Source organism: Micromonospora sp. WMMD987, assembly GCF_029581435.1.
GTDB lineage: Bacteria > Actinomycetota > Actinomycetes > Mycobacteriales > Micromonosporaceae > Micromonospora > Micromonospora rifamycinica.
Window position 1 is genome coordinate 1,651,909 of record NZ_CP120861.1, and the last position, 16,916, is coordinate 1,668,824.

General features: G+C 70.2%; 14 protein-coding genes. 5 read left to right on the plus strand and 9 right to left on the minus strand.

Features of this window, described 5'->3' with window-relative positions; genetic code table 11:
• Positions 1 to 227: 227 nt before the first annotated feature.
• The 3 genes from O7612_RS07285 to O7612_RS07295 are packed head-to-tail and all read right to left on the minus strand — an operon-like array spanning position 228 to position 3,981.
• On the minus strand, positions 228 to 725 hold the full coding sequence (locus O7612_RS07285; protein ID WP_282271582.1) for a DUF4913 domain-containing protein: 498 nt from the start codon (positions 723 to 725) through the stop codon (positions 228 to 230).
• Positions 722 to 2,497 carry a type IV secretory system conjugative DNA transfer family protein gene (locus O7612_RS07290; RefSeq protein WP_282271584.1) on the minus strand — a complete coding sequence of 592 codons (1,776 nt, stop codon included), beginning with the start codon at positions 2,495 to 2,497 and terminating at the stop codon, positions 722 to 724. Before O7612_RS07290 ends, O7612_RS07285 begins: the two co-directional genes overlap by 4 nt.
• Complete coding sequence (locus O7612_RS07295; RefSeq protein WP_282271586.1) at positions 2,494 to 3,981, minus strand: ATP/GTP-binding protein; 1,488 nt, start codon at positions 3,979 to 3,981, stop codon at positions 2,494 to 2,496. The genes O7612_RS07290 and O7612_RS07295 overlap by 4 nt, the downstream gene beginning before the upstream one ends.
• A gap of 83 nt (positions 3,982 to 4,064) precedes the next feature.
• On the opposite strand from O7612_RS07295, the gene O7612_RS07300 reads away from it, so the two are divergent.
• Positions 4,065 to 5,453 (plus strand): transposase, encoded by a 1,389-nt coding sequence (locus O7612_RS07300; protein WP_282271588.1) that lies wholly within the window; start codon positions 4,065 to 4,067, stop codon positions 5,451 to 5,453.
• A 282-nt stretch (positions 5,454 to 5,735) separates the two neighbouring features.
• Here O7612_RS07300 and O7612_RS07305 read toward each other — a convergent pair whose 3' ends face one another.
• The 5 genes from O7612_RS07305 to O7612_RS07325 form a co-directional block, all read right to left on the minus strand.
• Positions 5,736 to 6,341 carry an IS630 family transposase gene (locus O7612_RS07305; protein ID WP_282265593.1) on the minus strand — a complete coding sequence of 202 codons (606 nt, stop codon included), beginning with the start codon at positions 6,339 to 6,341 and terminating at the stop codon, positions 5,736 to 5,738.
• Positions 6,320 to 6,787, minus strand: coding sequence for a winged helix-turn-helix domain-containing protein (locus O7612_RS07310; protein ID WP_231932599.1), 468 nt, complete (start codon positions 6,785 to 6,787; stop codon positions 6,320 to 6,322). Before O7612_RS07310 ends, O7612_RS07305 begins: the two co-directional genes overlap by 22 nt.
• An 84-nt stretch (positions 6,788 to 6,871) precedes the next feature.
• Positions 6,872 to 7,816 carry an IS630 family transposase gene (locus O7612_RS07315; protein ID WP_282271590.1) on the minus strand — a complete coding sequence of 315 codons (945 nt, stop codon included), beginning with the start codon at positions 7,814 to 7,816 and terminating at the stop codon, positions 6,872 to 6,874.
• A 355-nt stretch (positions 7,817 to 8,171) separates the two neighbouring features.
• Positions 8,172 to 8,717, minus strand: coding sequence for a flavoprotein (locus tag O7612_RS07320; RefSeq protein WP_282271592.1), 546 nt, complete (start codon positions 8,715 to 8,717; stop codon positions 8,172 to 8,174).
• Entirely contained in the window at positions 8,714 to 10,030 is a 1,317-nt protein-coding gene (locus O7612_RS07325) for a hypothetical protein (protein WP_282271594.1), read from the minus strand. The genes O7612_RS07320 and O7612_RS07325 overlap by 4 nt, the downstream gene beginning before the upstream one ends.
• A 422-nt stretch (positions 10,031 to 10,452) precedes the next feature.
• Between O7612_RS07325 and amcA the strand changes: the two genes are divergently transcribed.
• Entirely contained in the window at positions 10,453 to 10,614 is a 162-nt protein-coding gene (gene amcA / locus O7612_RS07330; RefSeq protein ID WP_282271596.1) for a multiple cyclophane-containing RiPP AmcA, read from the plus strand.
• 498 nt (positions 10,615 to 11,112) lie between these two features.
• On the opposite strand, the gene O7612_RS07335 is transcribed toward amcA, so the two are convergent.
• Complete coding sequence (locus O7612_RS07335; protein ID WP_282271597.1) at positions 11,113 to 12,807, minus strand: cellulose binding domain-containing protein; 1,695 nt, start codon at positions 12,805 to 12,807, stop codon at positions 11,113 to 11,115.
• Positions 12,808 to 13,032: 225 nt separating this feature from the next.
• Between O7612_RS07335 and O7612_RS07340 the strand changes: the two genes are divergently transcribed.
• The 3 genes from O7612_RS07340 (at position 13,033) to O7612_RS07350 (ending at position 16,886) form a co-directional block, all read left to right on the plus strand.
• Positions 13,033 to 14,688: a glycoside hydrolase family 44 protein gene (locus O7612_RS07340; RefSeq protein ID WP_282271599.1), complete on the plus strand. Its 1,656-nt coding sequence runs from the start codon at positions 13,033 to 13,035 to the stop codon at positions 14,686 to 14,688.
• Between the two features lie 202 nt (positions 14,689 to 14,890).
• Positions 14,891 to 15,544 carry a DUF6357 family protein gene (locus tag O7612_RS07345; protein WP_282271601.1) on the plus strand — a complete coding sequence of 218 codons (654 nt, stop codon included), beginning with the start codon at positions 14,891 to 14,893 and terminating at the stop codon, positions 15,542 to 15,544.
• 97 nt (positions 15,545 to 15,641) lie between these two features.
• On the plus strand, positions 15,642 to 16,886 hold the full coding sequence (locus O7612_RS07350) for a DUF6357 family protein (protein WP_282271603.1): 1,245 nt from the start codon (positions 15,642 to 15,644) through the stop codon (positions 16,884 to 16,886).
• Positions 16,887 to 16,916 lie beyond the last annotated feature (30 nt).

Below are 16,916 nucleotides of genomic sequence, written 5' to 3' on the forward strand. Positions count from 1 at the left end.
GCTGTCGTACTCAAGCGCCATCAGCGCGGCTTCCGCGATCTTGTCGTGGCCGCGGATGAAGAAGGAGCCGACCGCGGTTTCCCTGCCGCATCCACACCAGCAACTCCCGGTGGGGAGCAATCGAGGGAGAGGTGGGACCGACTCACCAGACATGCCTTCAAGATACCTCATCAAGATAGGCAATCAAGGTTTTATTGATGGTCAAGAGGCCGGAGAAGCGCGGTTCGTTAGAGGTTGTCGGCATCAGGGAACTGGGCGAGCACTTCCGGCGGTGCCTGCTCTACGGGTAGAGGTCGCGGTTCGGTGTGCTTCTCTGGGCTGCACCGACTGAACGGTCCGTACTCGGCGCCGAGTGCGGCGAGGTGCGGATCCAGGTGGTCGCGCCACCAGATACTCATGCCAGTGTGGGGGTCGCTGAGCCGTAGCGTCTCCCACGCCCGCCACAGCGCGTACAGGCGGGATATCGCCTCCGGGTGTGCCCACCAACGCGGACACCAGTTCACCCCGGAGGTAGGGCCGGAGGCGAGGCGCCGCTCGACGACCTGGGCCAGGTACTCCTGAATGAACGCTTCGACGTTGCGGTAGGCCGGCTCTGGCTCTGCCGGGTCCTCGGCCTGCGGCTGGACTGAGGTTGGGGACTGGTCGCCGACGAGCTGCCCGAGCAGAGCGTTGAGGTCCGCGACTGGGTCGCTGGATGGCCCGGGCCCGGTGGCTGGTGTGGTCATGGTGTTGGCTCCGGGGCGTCGGGGGTGAGGGTCCAGTCGGTGCGGCTGTCGGGGTCCCAGCGGGCGATCGAGGCGCGGATCGCGGCGGCGTGCGGTCCGTCCTGCCAGGGGGCGGTGCGGGCGAGGGCTGGTGGGGCGCCGGAGGCGTAGACGACCATTCGGCCGCGTGGCAGGGCGTGCAGGTCGGCGACGTCGAGGATGCGTTGGCGGCGGGTGGCGTGGGACACCGACCGTTGGCCCCACCCGGACCCGCTGGTGCTCGTCGACCGGGTGGTGACGTCGTGCTCGCCGATGAGCTTGGAGAGTTCTTCGAGCCAGTCGGGGTCGGCGACGCCGCCGCCGTAGGTGCGGACGTTCGCCGCCGACCAGAGTTTGCGCATGCCCTCGCGGCCCCACACGTCGATGCCCTGGGGGTAGGACTGGAGGATCGTGATGATCGGCAGGCCGTGGGAGCCGTAGTAGGAGTAGAGGCTGGGGAGCTGCCGCAGCCGGCAGATGTTCGCGGCTTCGTCGAGGATGCTCAGCAGCGGGGGGTCGAGGCGGCGGCCGGTTGAGGCGCGGGCGCGTAGCTCTCCGGCGCGCAGGACGGTGTCGGTGAGGGCGGCGACCAGCGGGGCGGGGGAGCCGGGTCCGCCCTGAGAGAGTAGATACAGCACGTCGGTGGACGTCACGAACGCGGCCGGGTCGAATTCGCGTACCCCGCCTCGGGTGGGTGGGGTGACCCAGGCGGTGACGGCCGGTTCGGTGAGGCACATGAGCATCTTCTGGGCACCGGCGTAGATGCCGCCGCGGGTCTTGTCGGGCATGTTGACCACGCCGGCCACCGCGTCGCCGGGCAGCGCGAAGCCGTGCTCGCGCAGTAGCATCGCGGGTTCGTCGTCGCGGGGGCTGACCGCCCATCGGTATGCGGCGAGGATGTCCCGTCCGGAGCATGCGGCGGCCAGCAGCAGGTTCGCTACCAGTTCCTCGCTGGACGGGTCGAAGAAGGCGTCGCGGCTGACGCCGGGTTCGCGTTCGGCGGAGGCGAAGTGCTCGGCGAGGCGGCGGGCGTCGGTGATGGTGGCCACGGCGCGCAGCGGGTTCCACCACATGCCCTGGTCGGTGCCGAGGATGTGCTGCGGGTCGAACGCCCACACGGTGCCCCGGGCGGCGCGGACCTCGCGGGTGGCGTCGACGATGTCGCCCTTGACGCTGGTGACCAGGGTGGGTCCGGGGGCGGCGACGATGGCGGGGATGGCCCGGCAGGTGGTCTTGCCGGTGCGGGGGCCCCAGATGTCGACGGCCATGTCCTCCCAGGACTGCCGCAGTGGCATTCCGCCGGCCACGGTGTGGGCGATGAGTACGCCGAGCTGGTCGGGGTCGGGCCGGTCGACGTCGGCGAGGCTCGGCCGTAGCCGCCGGCCGCTGTCGGCGACGCCCTGGGGGCTGAGGTGGGCGAGGTCCTTGCGGGTGGCCATCTGTCGGGCGGCGGAGTCGACCCGGGTACGACGCCGGCGGGACCACCGCCAGGCCGTCACCGCCGCGGTGGTCAGCAGCGCCAGGACGGCGACCTCGGCGAGCACGACGAGCGTGCAGGCGGTGGTCCAGGTGATCTCGCCGCGCAGCACCGCCGTGGTCACCCGGATGGGGCCGCCTGCGGTGTAGCCGGGTGGCCGGGTGAGCAGGACCGGCAGCCATGCCCCGACGGCCAGGACCAGGGCCAGGGCGGCGATGCCGCCCGCGATGAGGCCGGCGTCGTCGTGGCCGCCGCGCGGCCCGGCCGGGCGGCTCACGCCATCCTCCAGCGGAAGTCGGTGTTGCCGAGCTGCTTCTCCGTCTCGGTGGGCTCCAGGTGCACCGGGATGCCCGGCCGGGAGCCGACCTTGATGAGGAAGTTTCCCCGGCCGACGGTCTCGCTGCCCTCGGTGGCCGTCCAGGACGGCGGCGCTGACCAGGACAGCACCTCCCGCCGTTCGGCATGCGACAGCGGCCGGACCCGGGAGACGGCGTCCAGCTCCTGCTCGGAGCAGGGGCCGATCATCAGCACCGCCGACCGCTCGGCGAACCCCCGGGCTTTGGCCCGGTCGTGGGCGGTGGGCAGGGCTTCCAGGTCGGCGAGGCTGTGGGTGATGAACGCGGTGCCGGTGCCCTTCTGCCGGTTGAGCCGGGTGAGGCCGTCGGCGCGGTCGACCAGGCCGTGGCCGACGCGCAGCGCCCGCCACAGCTCGTCCAGGACGGTGAAGAACGTGCGGGCGGGGGCGAGGCCGAGGTCGGCCATCAGGTGCGCGGCTTCGACCTGGGCGAAGCCGTAGGACCAGGTCGACAGGAGGGTCGCGGCGGTGCGCAGTTCGTCGGTGTCGTCGATGCTGGAGATGTCTACGCACACGGCGGGGGTGTCGAGGCGGATCGCGGTGGTGGTCTGCCCCTCGAAGGTGTCGCCGAGGGGGCCGTGCAGCAGCGCCAGCAGGGTGCGGCGTAGCCCGTTGGTCTCGTCGCGGAAGCGGTGCAGGTCCTGCTCTTCCTGCCAGAGGGTGACCGCGCGGACCTCCGGCGGGGCGTCGCGGATGACGCGCAGGACGTCGGAGAGCACCGGCGGGAGGTCGGTCTCACGGTCGGCGAGGTAGCGCAGCGCGGCGGACAGCACCGTGGTCTCGTCCGAGCTGACGGGTCCACGTCGGACCAGGGTGGCCAGGGCGACCAGCATGTTCAGCCGCCGGTCGGTGACGGCGGAGCGCACCACCGCGGCGGTGCGCTCGTCGACGCGGTCGAGGACCTGCCGCCACGGGCCGGCGTCGAGGGGGTTGATCCGGTCCAGGCCGGGCCCGACGCGCAGCACCTGCCCACCCAGGGCACGGACCAGCTCGGCGTAGTCGGGCTTGAGGTCGCCGAGAATCAGCGGCGTGACGCCCTGGGCGGTGAGGCCGAGGACCATCCGCCGCACGGCGGTGGACTTGCCCATGCCGGGCTCGCCCTCGATCCACACCGACGGATTGGTGATCAACTTCGCCCTCGTGTACCAGGAGATGGGGTCGAAGCAGACCGCCGAGCCGGTGTAGAGGTGCCGGCCGATCGGTACGCCGATCATCGGCGTCGACGCGCCGGTGCCGAAGGGGAACAGGCCGCACACCTGCACGGTGGTGCCCCGGTACTCCGTCGGTGGCTCGATGTAGGACCAGGCGCCGCCGCCGGGCCCGCTGTGGCCGAGCCGGCCGGGTCGGCGGCCGGCTGGTCGTCGACGCGGCGGGGGTGGGGTGGCGTCGCGGGTGCTGATGGTCATGCCGGCACGTCCTAGTAGTGCTTTGTTAGGTTGTTCCGGTGTGTCGCTTGTAGGGCTCTTTGGGTTGTGTTTGGCTGCCGGGCGTGGACGAGCGAGGACTCACACGGGTGCGGACGCGGTTGGAGGACTTCGCGGCCGGGCTGTTCGCGGGGTTGCCGCGGTCGGATCAGCGGGGGACCGGGTTGCGGTATCTGCGGGGGCTGATGCTGGACGGTCGGCGCAAATCGATGCAGCCGATGGCGCAGCGCCTCGGGGTGGATCACCAGCAGTTGCAGCAGTTCCTGACCTCGTCGACCTGGGATGTCAGTGATGTGCGGCGGCGGCTGGCGAGGACCGCTATTGACCTGGTGTGCCCGCAGGTGTGGGTGGTGGACGACACCGGTTTCCCCAAGGACGGCAAAGCGTCAGCGTGCGTGGCCCGGCAGTACTCCGGCACCCTCGGTAAGGTCGCGAACTGCCAGATCGCCGTGAGTGTCCACGCCGCGAGTGACACCGCGTCGGCGGTGCTCGACTGGCGGCTGTTCGTGCCTGAGTCCTGGGACGAGACCTGCGTTGCGGACACTGACGGGAAGGTGGCCAACCCGCACGCCCGCAGGCTGCGCCAGCAACCCGTGACCCGTGACCAGGCCGGAGCGAAGAAGCCACACGAGCGCCTACGGCCGCCACCCGCCGAGCAGATCGACCAGATCCTGCGGCGACGGTCAGCCTCAAAGCTGCCTGACGAGCAGCGGTATCGGCCAAAGTGGATGATGGCCCTGGAAATGCTCGACGAGCTGGCCGGGTGGGGCCTGCGTCCGCCGTTGCTGACCGCCGACGCCGGCTACGGGCAGGTCGCCGAGTTCCGCCAGGGCTTGACCGAACGCGGCATCGGCTACATCGTGGCGACCACCTCGTCGACCACCGCCCAGTCCGGCGACGCTCAACCCGTCGAGGTCCCCTACGCCGGGGTCGGTATGCACCCGAAACCGAGATACCCACAGCCCGCCCGCAGCCTCAAAGATCTCGCCCTCGCTCACGGCGCCCACCACGCCCGGCAGGTGCGCTGGCGCGACCGGATCGCCACCGCCGATCGTGCCCCCGGCCAGACCTCCCGCGACCTGGCCGGGCACTTCCTCGCCCTACGGGTCCGGCCGGCAGGCCGGGCCATCCAACGTGGACCCCACTGTGGTGACGACGGTGTTCTCCCCGAATGCTGGCTGCTCGTGCAATGGCCACCCGACCAGGACGAACCCACCGACTACTGGCTGTCCGACCTGCCCACCGACACCCTGCTGGCCGAACTGGTCCGCTTGGCCAAGAGCCGCTGGCGCATCGAGCACGACTACCGCGAACTCAAAACCGCCCTCGGCCTCGACCACTTCGAAGGCCGATCCTGGATCGGCTGGCACCGCCACGTCACCCTCACCGCAGCCGCCCAACTGTTCCTCACCCAGTTACGACTCGCAGACCCAAAAGCAACAGGGCAGACCTGAGCCTCTACGCCGTCCTCCGCGAGCTGCAATACCACCTCGCGACCTGGCTCGGATTCTGCCCACTCTGCCACCAACTGGTACCAACCTAACAAAGCACTACTAGTGCCTCGTCATGCGGCCTTGAACGGGTAATCCGGGTGGCGGATCTTGGACTCGGTCGCGTATCCCGTTTCGGACGGGCTCGCTGGTTGTGCCAGCGGATGTAGTCACCGATCGCGGCGTCCTGCTCGGCGTGGGTGCGGTGGTCGGTGCCGTTGAGGGTGAAGTACAGATCTTGAATGGTCAGGTTGTGTCGGGTTCGAGTGTCAGGCCGGTGTGAGCGAGGAAGCCGTCGAGTAGGTCGGTGCGGTACTGGATGCTCTTGAGACGGTTCTTGATGATCGCCTGGAGGTGATCGACGCCAGTGACGGCGAGGTTGCCGATGCTGCGTTTGAGGTGGGACCACACGGCCTCGGTGGGATTCAGGTCCGGGGCGTAAGCGGGTAGTCGGATGACGGTCAGCCAGTCCCGGGCGTCGATCATCTGCCGCATGGCGGCGCTGACGTGGGTGTTGAGGTTGTCCCAGATCAGCACGATCGGGCCGTCGAGTTGTTGGTGGGCGGCGTCGAGGAGGGCGATGTAGTCGCGTTCGCTGAAGCTGCGCCGCTCGTTCTTGCGGCGGCGGTGCACGATCGTGCGGTAGATGAACCGCGACCGCTGGCCGGGCCGGTAGCAGGTCAGGCCGGCGATCGAGACCCGGCCGGAGCCCTTGCCCGACACCGGGACCACGGGTGTGTGCCCGCGTGGTCCCCAGGTGCGGGCCTTCGGTGGGCGCAACGTCTGACCGGCCTCGTCCTCGAAGACCAGCCACGCCTGCCGCTGCGCCGCTACCGTTTTCCCGCCGGCCACGTCTCCCGCCGCCACGTGATGATCGCGGCCTCGTCACGCTCGACCGCACGATGCGCGGGGACCTGCACCGACCAGCCCAGCCGGTACATGATGTTCGCCGTCCCGCGCAACGTGTACCGGGTGTGGAACTTCCGGGCGATCAGGTCCGACACCCGGGCCAGGGTCCACCGCTGATCGACGCCGAACCCGTGCGCCGCCGGCCCCTCGTCCAGGGCGTCAGCCAGCCGCCGCAGCCGCCCCTCGTCCAGCCGACACCGCGACCCGCCAGGCCCTTTCGACGCCAGAGCCTGTTCACCACCGGCCCGCCACCGCTTACGCCACCCGTACACCGCGGTCCGCGACACCCGCAGCCTCCGCGCGATCTCCGGCACCGACACATCCTCGGCGAACCACCCGGCAGCCTGCCGCCGTACCGCCTCACGCTTCGCCCGCCCCCGCGCAGACAACCCACCTCCATCGGGATACCTCATCCCATCGAACTACCCCAACCCAACGTCGCCACACAGGCCACATCGGACGAACCTGACCATTCAAGATCTGTAGCGCAAAGCGGCGAATTCGGCTTCGATCCAGTTCAGCCAGGAGCTGTAGGTCGGCAGGAAGACCAGCTCAACGTTGTTGGCCTGGCACCAGGCCCGGACGGTGGGGTGCTTGTGCGGGGAGAAGTTGTCCAGGATCAGATGCAGCGTCTGCCCTGGCCAGCGGCGTCGCAGGCTCTTGAGGAAGTCGAGGAACTCGCTCGATCGTTTCCGGTCCCGGATCCGGTAGTGGATTCTTCCGGTGGCCAGGTCGAGGCTGGCGATCATGTGCCGGACACCGTGGTCACGGTGGTAAGTCGCCCGGAGTCGGACCGGTTTGCCCTGCCGTTTCCAGGCTTTGCCCGGCCGGGGCTGCAGGTTCAGCGGCCCGAACTCGTCGACGCAGATGACCCTGCCGCCGGCCGGTGGATGGTCGTAGAGGTCGAGGACCCGACGCATCTTGGCGGTGAAGTCCGGGTCGTTGCTGGCCTTCCACGTCTTCGACGTCTGCCAGGTGACGCCGCGTTCGTGCAGGATCCGCCGGACGGTCTCGATGCTGATCGTGTCCACCTGGCCGGTGGCGATCAGGTAGTCACGCAGTTTGGACAGCGACCAGGTCGACAACGGCTGGCCGAGGAAGCGGGGGTCACACCTGGCGATCACGCAGATCCAGTCGCGGGTCCGCTCATTGATCTTGTTCGGTGTGCCCCCTCTCCATTTTGGGTCCAGCGCGTCGAACCCCCGCTCGTTGAACGCGTGGATCACGTCGCGGACGTAGTCCTCGGTGGCCTTGAGCAGGTACGCGATGTCGGGCACCGGCTGGCCCTGGCCAGACATCAGAACGACGATCGCCCGGCGCAGCTTGACCGGGTTCTTCGCGGCCCGCGTGATCTTCTGCAGCCGCTGGCCTTCGGCCATCGACAGCACCCGCACGAACACTTCCGGGCGTCGTCCCACCCGGCACCACCTCCCACACCAACAGCGAGAGAGACAGCCTGCCCGAAACGGCCTCCGAACCGACGGATTACACGGCCAACGTCCAAAGATGAGGCACTAGTTCGGCCTCACCGGTGCTCCAGATCGTTATCGCAGCGAGCCACGACGGGGACTCGAACTCACTGGTGACGATCGGTTTGCCGTGGTTCGGCTCGATCGGTCGGGTGTGCCATGTCATGCCTAGCCGTGCCCACGTCTGGGCCCGGGCCAGCACGGCGTGCGACAGCGTTTCCAGCGGAAAGATCACGCCCCCGACTGTCACACGCTCTGCGCGGGAGGGCTGGCGCCGATCCCGGACGTGCTCAGGTCGAACCGGTTAGGCGGCATGCCGGGCTGCGATCTCGAATGCCATGGTCCAGGGGAAGGCGAGCCGGCGGTCGTTGCCGGTGCCGGGTGGGTGTGGTTCCCAGTTGTTTTCGGGGCCGAGGAGGATGTGTACGCCTTCGTCGCGGAGGTTGGTGACGGCGCGGCGGTAGGGGTGTCGGGTGGCGAGGGCGGTGTTGACGAAGGGGACGATGACGGTGGGTACGTGTCGTCCGATGAGTTCGGCGATGGTGGTCATGGCGTAGTTGTCGGCGAGGCCGAGGGCGATCTTGTTGATCGAGTTGTAGGTCGCGGGTGCGATGACCAGTGCGTCGGCGGTGGGTAGCGGGCGGCGGACGCCCGGGGACGTCCGGTAGTCGGATCGCACGGGTGCGCCGGTCAGCTTTTCGATGGCTGGGATGTCGATGAAGTCCATCGCGTGGGGTGTGGCGGTGACCGCCGTGGTCCAGGACCGTTGGTGTGCGGTGTTGATCAGGGTGGTGACGTCGGGTGCGGGGCCGGCGGCGCAGACGACGATCTGGAGGTGCCCTGCGGTCACCGGGAGATCCCGGCGGTTTGGGTGAAGTCGACGGCTGCGGCGCGTACCGGGCCGGTGGTGAGGTGGGCGAGGTCGTTGGCGAGGCGGTGGACCGCTGGGCGGCAGCGGATCTCTTCGGGTGCGATCTCGTATGCGGTGCGGAGGGCGTTGAGACCCTGTTCGTGGCGTCCCCACTGGGTGTAGGCGCGGGCCACGTCGACGTAGAGCGTGGCTTTGCGTTCGGCGAGGGTCACCTTGCCGAGGGGGATGGTGCGGGCGATGGTGATGGCGGTGCCGGCGTCGCCGAGGGTGAGGGCGATGTTGACCCGGTGCAGCAGGACGTTGGTGGCACCGAAGCCGGTCCACCGGTCGTTGCCGTCGTAGCCGAGTCGGGTCGCGGTGCGGGTCGCTTCGTTGAGCATGGTGTGTGCGGTGGCCCGGTCGTCGCGGCGGGCTGCGGCGACGGCACCGCGTAGGACGAGGGCGCCGTACACGGCGACCGCGTCGGTCGACGCGAGGCCCGTATCCCGGTCGAGTACGCCGGCGGCGTCTGCGGCGAGGGTCACCGCCTGGTCGTCGTGGTTGTTGCTCATCAGGGCGTGGGTCATGATCCGTGCGCTCGCGGCGACGGCGACCGGGTCCTGGCTCGTCGCGGCGGTGCGGGTGCTCCGCTCTGCGGCGACGAGGGCCATCCCACGGTCGCCCAGCTTGAGCAGGACGCTACCGACGACGTGGTACAGCTCGGCGGCCAGGACGTCGACCTGCCGTTGCTGCGTGCCCTCCGCGTCCGCCCTGGCGGGTTCGAGAGCGGGTAACAGCGTGCCGAGCCGGTCGAGGACCCGTTCGTATCGGCATGCCTGGTAGTCGCGTTTGACGGCGGCCACCTTGCCGGAGAGCTGCTGCACGGACAACACCGTGGCGGGCTGTTGCCGGGGCGAGACGAGCGCGTCGAGCACCGGCCCGACGCCGGGGGCAGCAGCGACGCTGACCGCAGCGCTGCGCAGGAAGTCTCGCCGTTGCACGTCACCATCCGAGTCCGGGCTGTGGTGGCTGTCCTCACCAGTATCGGCATCTGAGCCGGGGCGTGGTGGCGTGGTGCCCGTCGCCCGCAGGGCTGCGAAGCGTTCGCGGACCTCCGGTGTGGCACGGGTCAGCACGGTGTCCAGCGCGGCTTGCATGTCGGCGCGGGGGAGGACGTTGTCGCCCTGGCTGCTCCACTTGGCCACCGTCCGGCGGGCCGCGCCCAGGTGCTCGGCGAAGGCGGTGACGCTCATCCGCGCTGCTTGGCGTAGGGCGGTGGCGTCCCGGCCGGTCCAGGTCGTGATCGGAGTCATCGCACGTCCTCCCGACAGGGACCGTCTCCTGCCTGGTGATCGTAGCGGCACATGGGGTTACCGCAGGTGCACCGGCGGTGCACCGACAGGACATTCCGCGCATGCCCTGCCCCGGGTGAGGGTGGGTGTACCGGGCCGCCTTTCCAGGGCACGCCGGTAGGTCAGCGGCAGTATCAGAGCAGGGAGCTTCGGATGGATATGCCGAGCGGTGACAGGCCGGAACGCGACCCGACGCCTCCGCAACTGCTGTCACCGGCAAATCCGCCGGCAGCACTGTTGACTCCTCGTTCGCGTACCGCCAGCAGGGCTGCGTGGGCGGGCGGCGGTCACCTCGCTCCCGAGCCGCCGGCCGGCAGCGGTGGGTCCACCGGGCCTTGGTGGACCCACCGCTGCGAAGGATGCGTCGTGACGGGGGAGCGGGCATGACCGTGTACGTCTCCCGCTACGCGAGGGGCCAGCAGGAGCGGCCCGGCCCACCGGAGTCGACAGGACCCGTGCCGGCGGGAACGGCGGATCCGCCGCTGTTGACCCACGTGTGGCGTCGGTTCTTCGCGCAGCGGGCCCGAGGGGAGATCCGCCGGTGAGCGTCGACCGAAGCCCTCCGGCGACTGCGGCGGGTTGTCGCAGCCCGATGGGCCATGTGCATGTGCCGTCGCGTCCGCACTGGGGCTGCCGCGCCTGCGGCCGTTCATGGCCCTGCGACGGGGCCAGGAGCATGCTCCTGACGGAGTAGGCGGGCAATCGGATCGGCCTGTTCCTCTATCTGGCCGGATGTCTGCACGAGGCCATCGACGACCTGAGCCAGCCGGACGCCAGCGGGACGAGTGACTGTGGGGACCTGTTCGGCCGCTTCGTCGACTGGGCCAGGCGACGCGCCGGCTCTGCCGGGGCGACGACCGGCGCACCAGTGTCTTCGAGGGAGGCGTGATGGTGAGCGGCGTCGGTGTGATCACCGCTGTAGAGCAGACCGCCGGGCCGGACGTCTCCAGACCCATGCCAGGGCGGGGCCCGTCACCCGCCTCACCTCCCCGTGAACCCCCTGACCTTGGGCGAACCACGCTGGAGAGCGGTGACACGGTGCCTTACCGGCAGGGGGTTCCGTTGAGGGAGAAGTCCGCGGGGGACGCGTTGCTGCCGATCCAGGTGCCCTGGAAGCCGAACGAGACGCTCGCGCCGGCCGTGATCGTGCCGTTCCAACCGGCGTTGCGGATCGTGACGGCGGAGCCGGACTGGGCGTAGGTGGCGCTCCAGAGCGTGCTGATCCGCTGGTCGCCGGGAAAGGTGAAGGCCAGGGTCCAGCCGTCGACAGTGGTCGTGGCGGTGTTCCCGATCGTGACGTTGGTGACGAAACCACCGGACCATTCCGACTGCTTCTGGTAGGTCACGGCGCAGCTCGGGCCGGGCGGCGAGGTGGTGGGGCCGGTCGGCGGGTCGACCCGGACCTCGTTGGTCGCGATCGACACGTTGCCCGCCGCGTCCCGGGCCTTCACGTAGTAGCGGTTGGGCACGGACGGCGCGAGTGACAGCGTGTGGCTGGTGCCCGGCACGGTGGCCACCAGCGTCGAGTTGAAGGACCCGTCCCAGCGGTAGACCTGGTACCCGGTCACCCCGACGTTGTCCGTCGCGGGCGTCCAGTTCAGCGTGGCGGACGCGGTGGTCACGTTGCTGACGGTCAACGTCCCCGGGGCACCGGGCGGCACGGTGTCGGGGCCGGTGTCGGTTGCCGGGGTGACGATGGTGAGGGGGTCCGACGACGGTGAACTGTGCCCGCCCGAGTCGCTGGCCTGCACGGTGACGCGGTACTGGGTGGCCGGCTTGAGGGAGATCGTGGCCGTGGTGACGTTGCCGACCCGGGCGGTTTCCCCGAGGTCGTGGAACGCCGGGAAGTACCCGATCGTGTATCCGGCGATGTCACAGCAGCCGGGCTCGGCGGCCGTCCAGGTCAGGGTGGCCGAGGTCGAGGTGATCCGGCTGACCGACAGGTCCCTCGGCGCGGTCGGCGGCAGGTCGGCCGGGGGCGTCGAGCTGGTCGCGTCGACCGTGTTGGACGCGGCCGACAGGTTGCCCGCGGCGTCCCTGGCGCGCACGTAGAACTGGATGCGCGGGCCGGGTCCGGTCGTGGCCGAGGGCGGCAGTTGGTACGTCGTCGAGGTGGCGGTGCCGAGCAGCGTGGAGGTGTACCAGCCGTCGTACCTGTAGACCTGGTAACCGGTCACGCCGACGTTGTCCGACGCGGCGGACCAGTACAGCGTGCCGTTCCGGTTGGTCAGGCTCGTCGGTGAGCCCGGCGGCACGGTGCCCGGGCCGCTGTCGGTGGCCGGAGCCACCACGATGATCTGGTTCGACCAGGGGGAGGTGTGTCCCACCGAGTCCCTGGCCGCCACCCTGATCTGGTACTGGCGGGTCGGCGAGATGGTGATCGTGGCGGTGGTGACGTTGCCGACCGTCGTGGTCGGGATCACGTCGCTGAACGCCTCGGGGTACATGATGGTGTAGTTGGTGATGGCGCAGCAGCCGGGGACGGCGGCGGTCCAGGTCAGGGTGACCGACGTCGAGGTCACCGTGGAGGCCCTGAGCAGGGTGGGCGGGGCCGGCGGCGCCGGTGTGCTGGACGGGGGCGATGGCGGGGCGGTGCTCGCCAGCATCGACACGGTGTCGGCGCCGGCCGCGGGTGTGGTGACCAGACCGAAACCCAGGACCGAGGCCGGCAGCGTGGCCACGGCGACGACGGCCGGCCACATGCGACGGAACAGGGATCCGGGACCATTGCCCATCATGCCTGGACGATGTCGCAAAGCATAGACGGACGTCAAGAGAATAATCGCCAGTTGAGACACGTGAAAGTTCCGGGTGGGATGTGTCGGACCGTGTCGCCGGGTCGGCTGCGGTGATCCGACCGCACCGTCAGGTGAATCACGGACTCCGATTGACTTAATATAGGCGGTTGATAATGTAAATATGGTTTCGGCCCGTCCCGGGCCGATCGGCGGCAGGAGACGACGATGGGCGGGCGACGACGGCGCGGGCCACGATCGGCGACGGCGATCGGGATGGCCGGATCGATGGTGGTGGGGCTGTTGGCGACCCAGGCGGGCATCGGCCCGGCCGCCGCCGCCGACGGGCTCACCCTGGCCGTGGACGTCTCCGCCGCCCGGCACCGGATCAGCCCCGACATCTACGGCATGAACGGCGGCGATCCCGCGCTCGTGGCGGAACTCGGCACACCGGTGGCCCGGTGGGGCGGTAACGCGAGCAGCCGCTACAACTTCAAGAACCACACCTACAACACGGGCAGCGACTGGTATTTCGAGAACATCGTGGCCGGGCCGGAGAACACGGTCGAGGCGTTCGTCCAGCGAAACCGGGACCAGGGGACGAAACAGGTGGTCGCCGTGCCGCTGATCGGCTGGGTGGCGAAGGACTCGCCCTCGTCGCATCCGTTCGCCTGTGGCTTTCCCGCCACCCGCTTTCCCGAGCAGGACTCGTTCGACCAGTGGGATCCGAACTGTGGCAACGGCCGGCACGCCGACGCGAACCTGACCGGCGCGGTCCCCACGGACACCTCGATCCCGGCCGGCGCGTCGTTCGCGGGAGAGATGGTGTCCCACCTCGTCGACCAGTTCGGCCCGGCGGCACGCGGCGGTGTGTCCATCTACGAACTCGACAACGAACCGGTGCTGTGGAACTCCACCCACCGCGACGTCCACCCCGAACCGGTGAGCTACGACGAGTTGGGTGGCAAGGGTACGGCGACCGCGGCGGCGATCAAGGCCGCCGACCCGCGCGCGGCGGTGCTCGGCCCGTCCGGCTGGGGCTACTGCGAGTGGGTGGCCTCCGGCCTCGACGGATGCGCGCCGGGGGCGGACGCGGCGGCGCACGGCGGGCTCAACCTCTCCCAGTGGTACCTGAAGAACATGAAGGACTTCGGCGACGCCCACGGCGGGAAACGCTTCCTCGACTACTTCGATCAGCACTACTACCCGCAGATCAGCGGCGGCAAGGACCCGGACGCCAACGCGCTGCGACTGCGTTCCACCCGGTCGCTGTGGGATCCGACGTACGTGGACGAGTCGTGGATCGGCCCAGGCGGGGTGAACGCGCCGCCGTTGCAGTTCATCCGTCAGATGAAGGCCTGGGTCGCGCAGTACTACCCGGGCACGAAGGTCGCCATCACCGAATACAACTGGGGCGCGCTGGATGACATCAACGGCGCGCTCGCGCAGGCCGACGTGCTCGGCATCTTCGGGCGCGAGGGGCTGGACCTGGCCACCATCTGGGGCGAGCCGAAGCCGACCGATCCCGGCGCGTACGCCTTCCGGATGTACCGCAACTACGACGGCGCCAAGGGCAGGTTCGGCGACGTGAGCGTGTCGGCGGTCAGTAGTGACCAGGGGCAGCTCGCCGTCTACGCCGCGCAACGCTCCTCCGACCGGGCGCTCACCGTGATGGTGGTCAACAAGACCGGTGGCGACCTGACGTCCCGGTTGGCGCTCGCCGGGTTCCCCGGTGGGGACCGGGCGCAGCGGTTCACCTACGGTCCGGCCGACCTCACCTCGATCGTCCGGGGTGGGGACCTTCGGGTGGCCCGGGGCGGCATCAGCGCGACGTACCCGGCGAACTCCGTGACGCTGCTCGTCCTGCCGCAGCGCCGGCACTGAGCGGCCCCCCGCCCCGCGCGGGTCGGCGCGGGGCGGGGCGTCTCCCCGTCGTCGGCGTGGCGGACGGTGCCGGTGCCGGGGGCGCGGGTGGGCTCGTTGCCGGACACCAGCGCATCGGACCGCCCGTGACCAGGGCCGCAGGTCCGCCCGCTATGATCAACTGCGTCGGTGGAGCTGTCACACCCGAACGAAGGACGCCCCCATGGCCCGTCGCTACCGTCCCGGACCGAAGCAGTTCGTCTTCACCGTCGGCGACGGCGACGACCGTGAGGTCTCGGCGGCCGATGCGCAGGAGGCCTACTGGGCTTTCGCCGCGTTCTTCCGGGAGCGGGAGTCGGACACCTACACCATCGAGGACACATCGGCGAGGCAGCGGCTGGTGCTCATGCCCCGGCTGGAGGTGATCTCCCGGATCCAGGACGGGGACCAGCCCCGGTCGGAGCACCTCCGGGTCGACGCGGTCAACCGTTACATCCCGGCCGCCGGGCTGTTCTTCGAGAACGGATACGCCGGCCTCGACCGCTTCGGCCAGTGGTTCGCCGAGCTGTCCGACCTCGACGTGGCGCCGGAGACCCGTGGTGCCGCCCGCGCGGCCACGTTCACCACGGAAGCGGCGGCGCTCGAAGAGACCGGCCGGATCTGGGCGGATTCCGGCGTCGTCGACCCGAGCGGCCGGTACCACGTCTTCTTCGACTCGCACGGTGTCGACGACGACCGGGCCGAACGCGCCGAACTGCTCCACTTGATCGGGTTCCTGGGCCTCGAACGCGCCGAGCCCCCGGCCGGCGCTGCCGGGGGCGAAGTCTGGGTGCGCAGCGACCCGCGACTCGACGCCGAGTGTGCCCGGTGGGCGTGAACGGCGGCTGCGGAGCACCCGGCGACCTGCCACGCCGCCCGCCGTGGACCCGGGGCGGCAGGGTCCAGCCGGTGCCGGTGCGGGGAAGGTCCGGGCGGTGACGGACATCGTTTTCACGCGTGGCGGCGGCTGGTACCCGGGGGTGGTCCGCGAGGACGGTGAGCTGCGGCTGACCCTCGGCGCCGGGGCCGACGCCAACCACGAGCCACGCACGTTCACCTTCCCGATCGGCGAGGCCCATCTCCGGGTGATCCGGGAGGACCTGGCCAGGCACCTGCTGCTCTGGAGCGCGGTCATCCCGCTCTGCGAGGCCGCCGGAACGCGGGGTGACCTCGACGAAGACGCCGCCGTCGCGCTCCTGGACCCGATCCTGCTCTCCGCACCCGCCGAGGTCGACGCGCTCTTCCGGGGTATCCGGTGGGACCGGAACCGGCTCGTCGCCCACGGCGCCGACACCGGGCTCCTGGAGCGCGGTCAGGTCTGCGAGGCGATGCGTACGGCGACGGAACGGTCGGACGAGAAACGGGCTCAGGAGTACCAGGCGGACCGCCGTCGGGCGGAGCGCGGCATGGTCCTCGGTCCCCTCGACGCGCAGATCCTGCGGTACACGGGCCAGTACCTGCACGGCGCGACGATTCCCCGGCGGACACCGGATGCCGTCGACCCCGCGCTGCTGCCCCGGGTCCTGGCGGTGATCGCCGCTGCCGAGCGGGCGAGCGCCGGGATGCGGATCGGCCCCGACCCGCGCCGGGGGCGGCGGGCCACGGACAAACGCGACTGGGACCGGATGGCGGCGACGGTCGGGGCGGCCGTGCGGCGCGCGTACCCCGAACTGGTCGATGACGCGGTGCGGACGGTGAGCTTCCTGGTCTGCTCCGAGGCGGCGGACCGCTCCCGCGACGCCCCGGCGGACGACGACGGGGAGGCTGCCGACGACCACCGCGACGTCGGCCTGTCGTTCACCGACGACAGGGGTGACGAGAAGAAGTGGTCACCGGGCGGTCCCCGCACCGCTTCCGCCGAGTTCTGGGAGTTCGTCGCCGACCGCTCCGCCGCGGACAACGAGGTGTTCACCATCGAGGACGAGGAGCGGGGCGAAGGGATCCAGCTGCACTTCTACGCGGACTCGGTCGCCCGGATCACCACGGTGCGCCGCGGGACGGCCGGATCGGATCCGCAGTACCGGGTGGAGTACAGCCTGGTCGACGGAATCGCCGGGTACCGGGACCTGGTGCGCGCCTTCGTCCGCGGCGGCTGTGCCGCACTCGACCAGCACGGTCGATGGATCGCGGACGTCGATGAGTTCGAGCGCACGCGTCGCGAGCGCGACACCCGTCCCTGACCGGGGCCCCGGTCAGGAGGAGCGTCCTCC

Excerpts from the sequence above, each read along its gene's own strand:
- O7612_RS07335 (WP_282271597.1), bottom strand. The coding sequence starts at position 12,807 with ATGATGGGCAATGGTCCCGGATCCCTGTTCCGTCGCATGTGGCCGGCC.
- O7612_RS07295 (WP_282271586.1), bottom strand. The coding sequence starts at position 3,981 with ATGACCATCAGCACCCGCGACGCCACCCCACCCCCGCCGCGTCGACGA.
- O7612_RS07285 (WP_282271582.1), bottom strand. The coding sequence starts at position 725 with ATGACCACACCAGCCACCGGGCCCGGGCCATCCAGCGACCCAGTCGCG.
- O7612_RS07325 (WP_282271594.1), bottom strand. The coding sequence starts at position 10,030 with ATGACTCCGATCACGACCTGGACCGGCCGGGACGCCACCGCCCTACGC.
- O7612_RS07345 (WP_282271601.1), top strand. The coding sequence starts at position 14,891 with ATGGCCCGTCGCTACCGTCCCGGACCGAAGCAGTTCGTCTTCACCGTC.
- O7612_RS07340 (WP_282271599.1), top strand. The coding sequence starts at position 13,033 with ATGGGCGGGCGACGACGGCGCGGGCCACGATCGGCGACGGCGATCGGG.
- amcA (WP_282271596.1), top strand. The coding sequence starts at position 10,453 with ATGACCGTGTACGTCTCCCGCTACGCGAGGGGCCAGCAGGAGCGGCCC.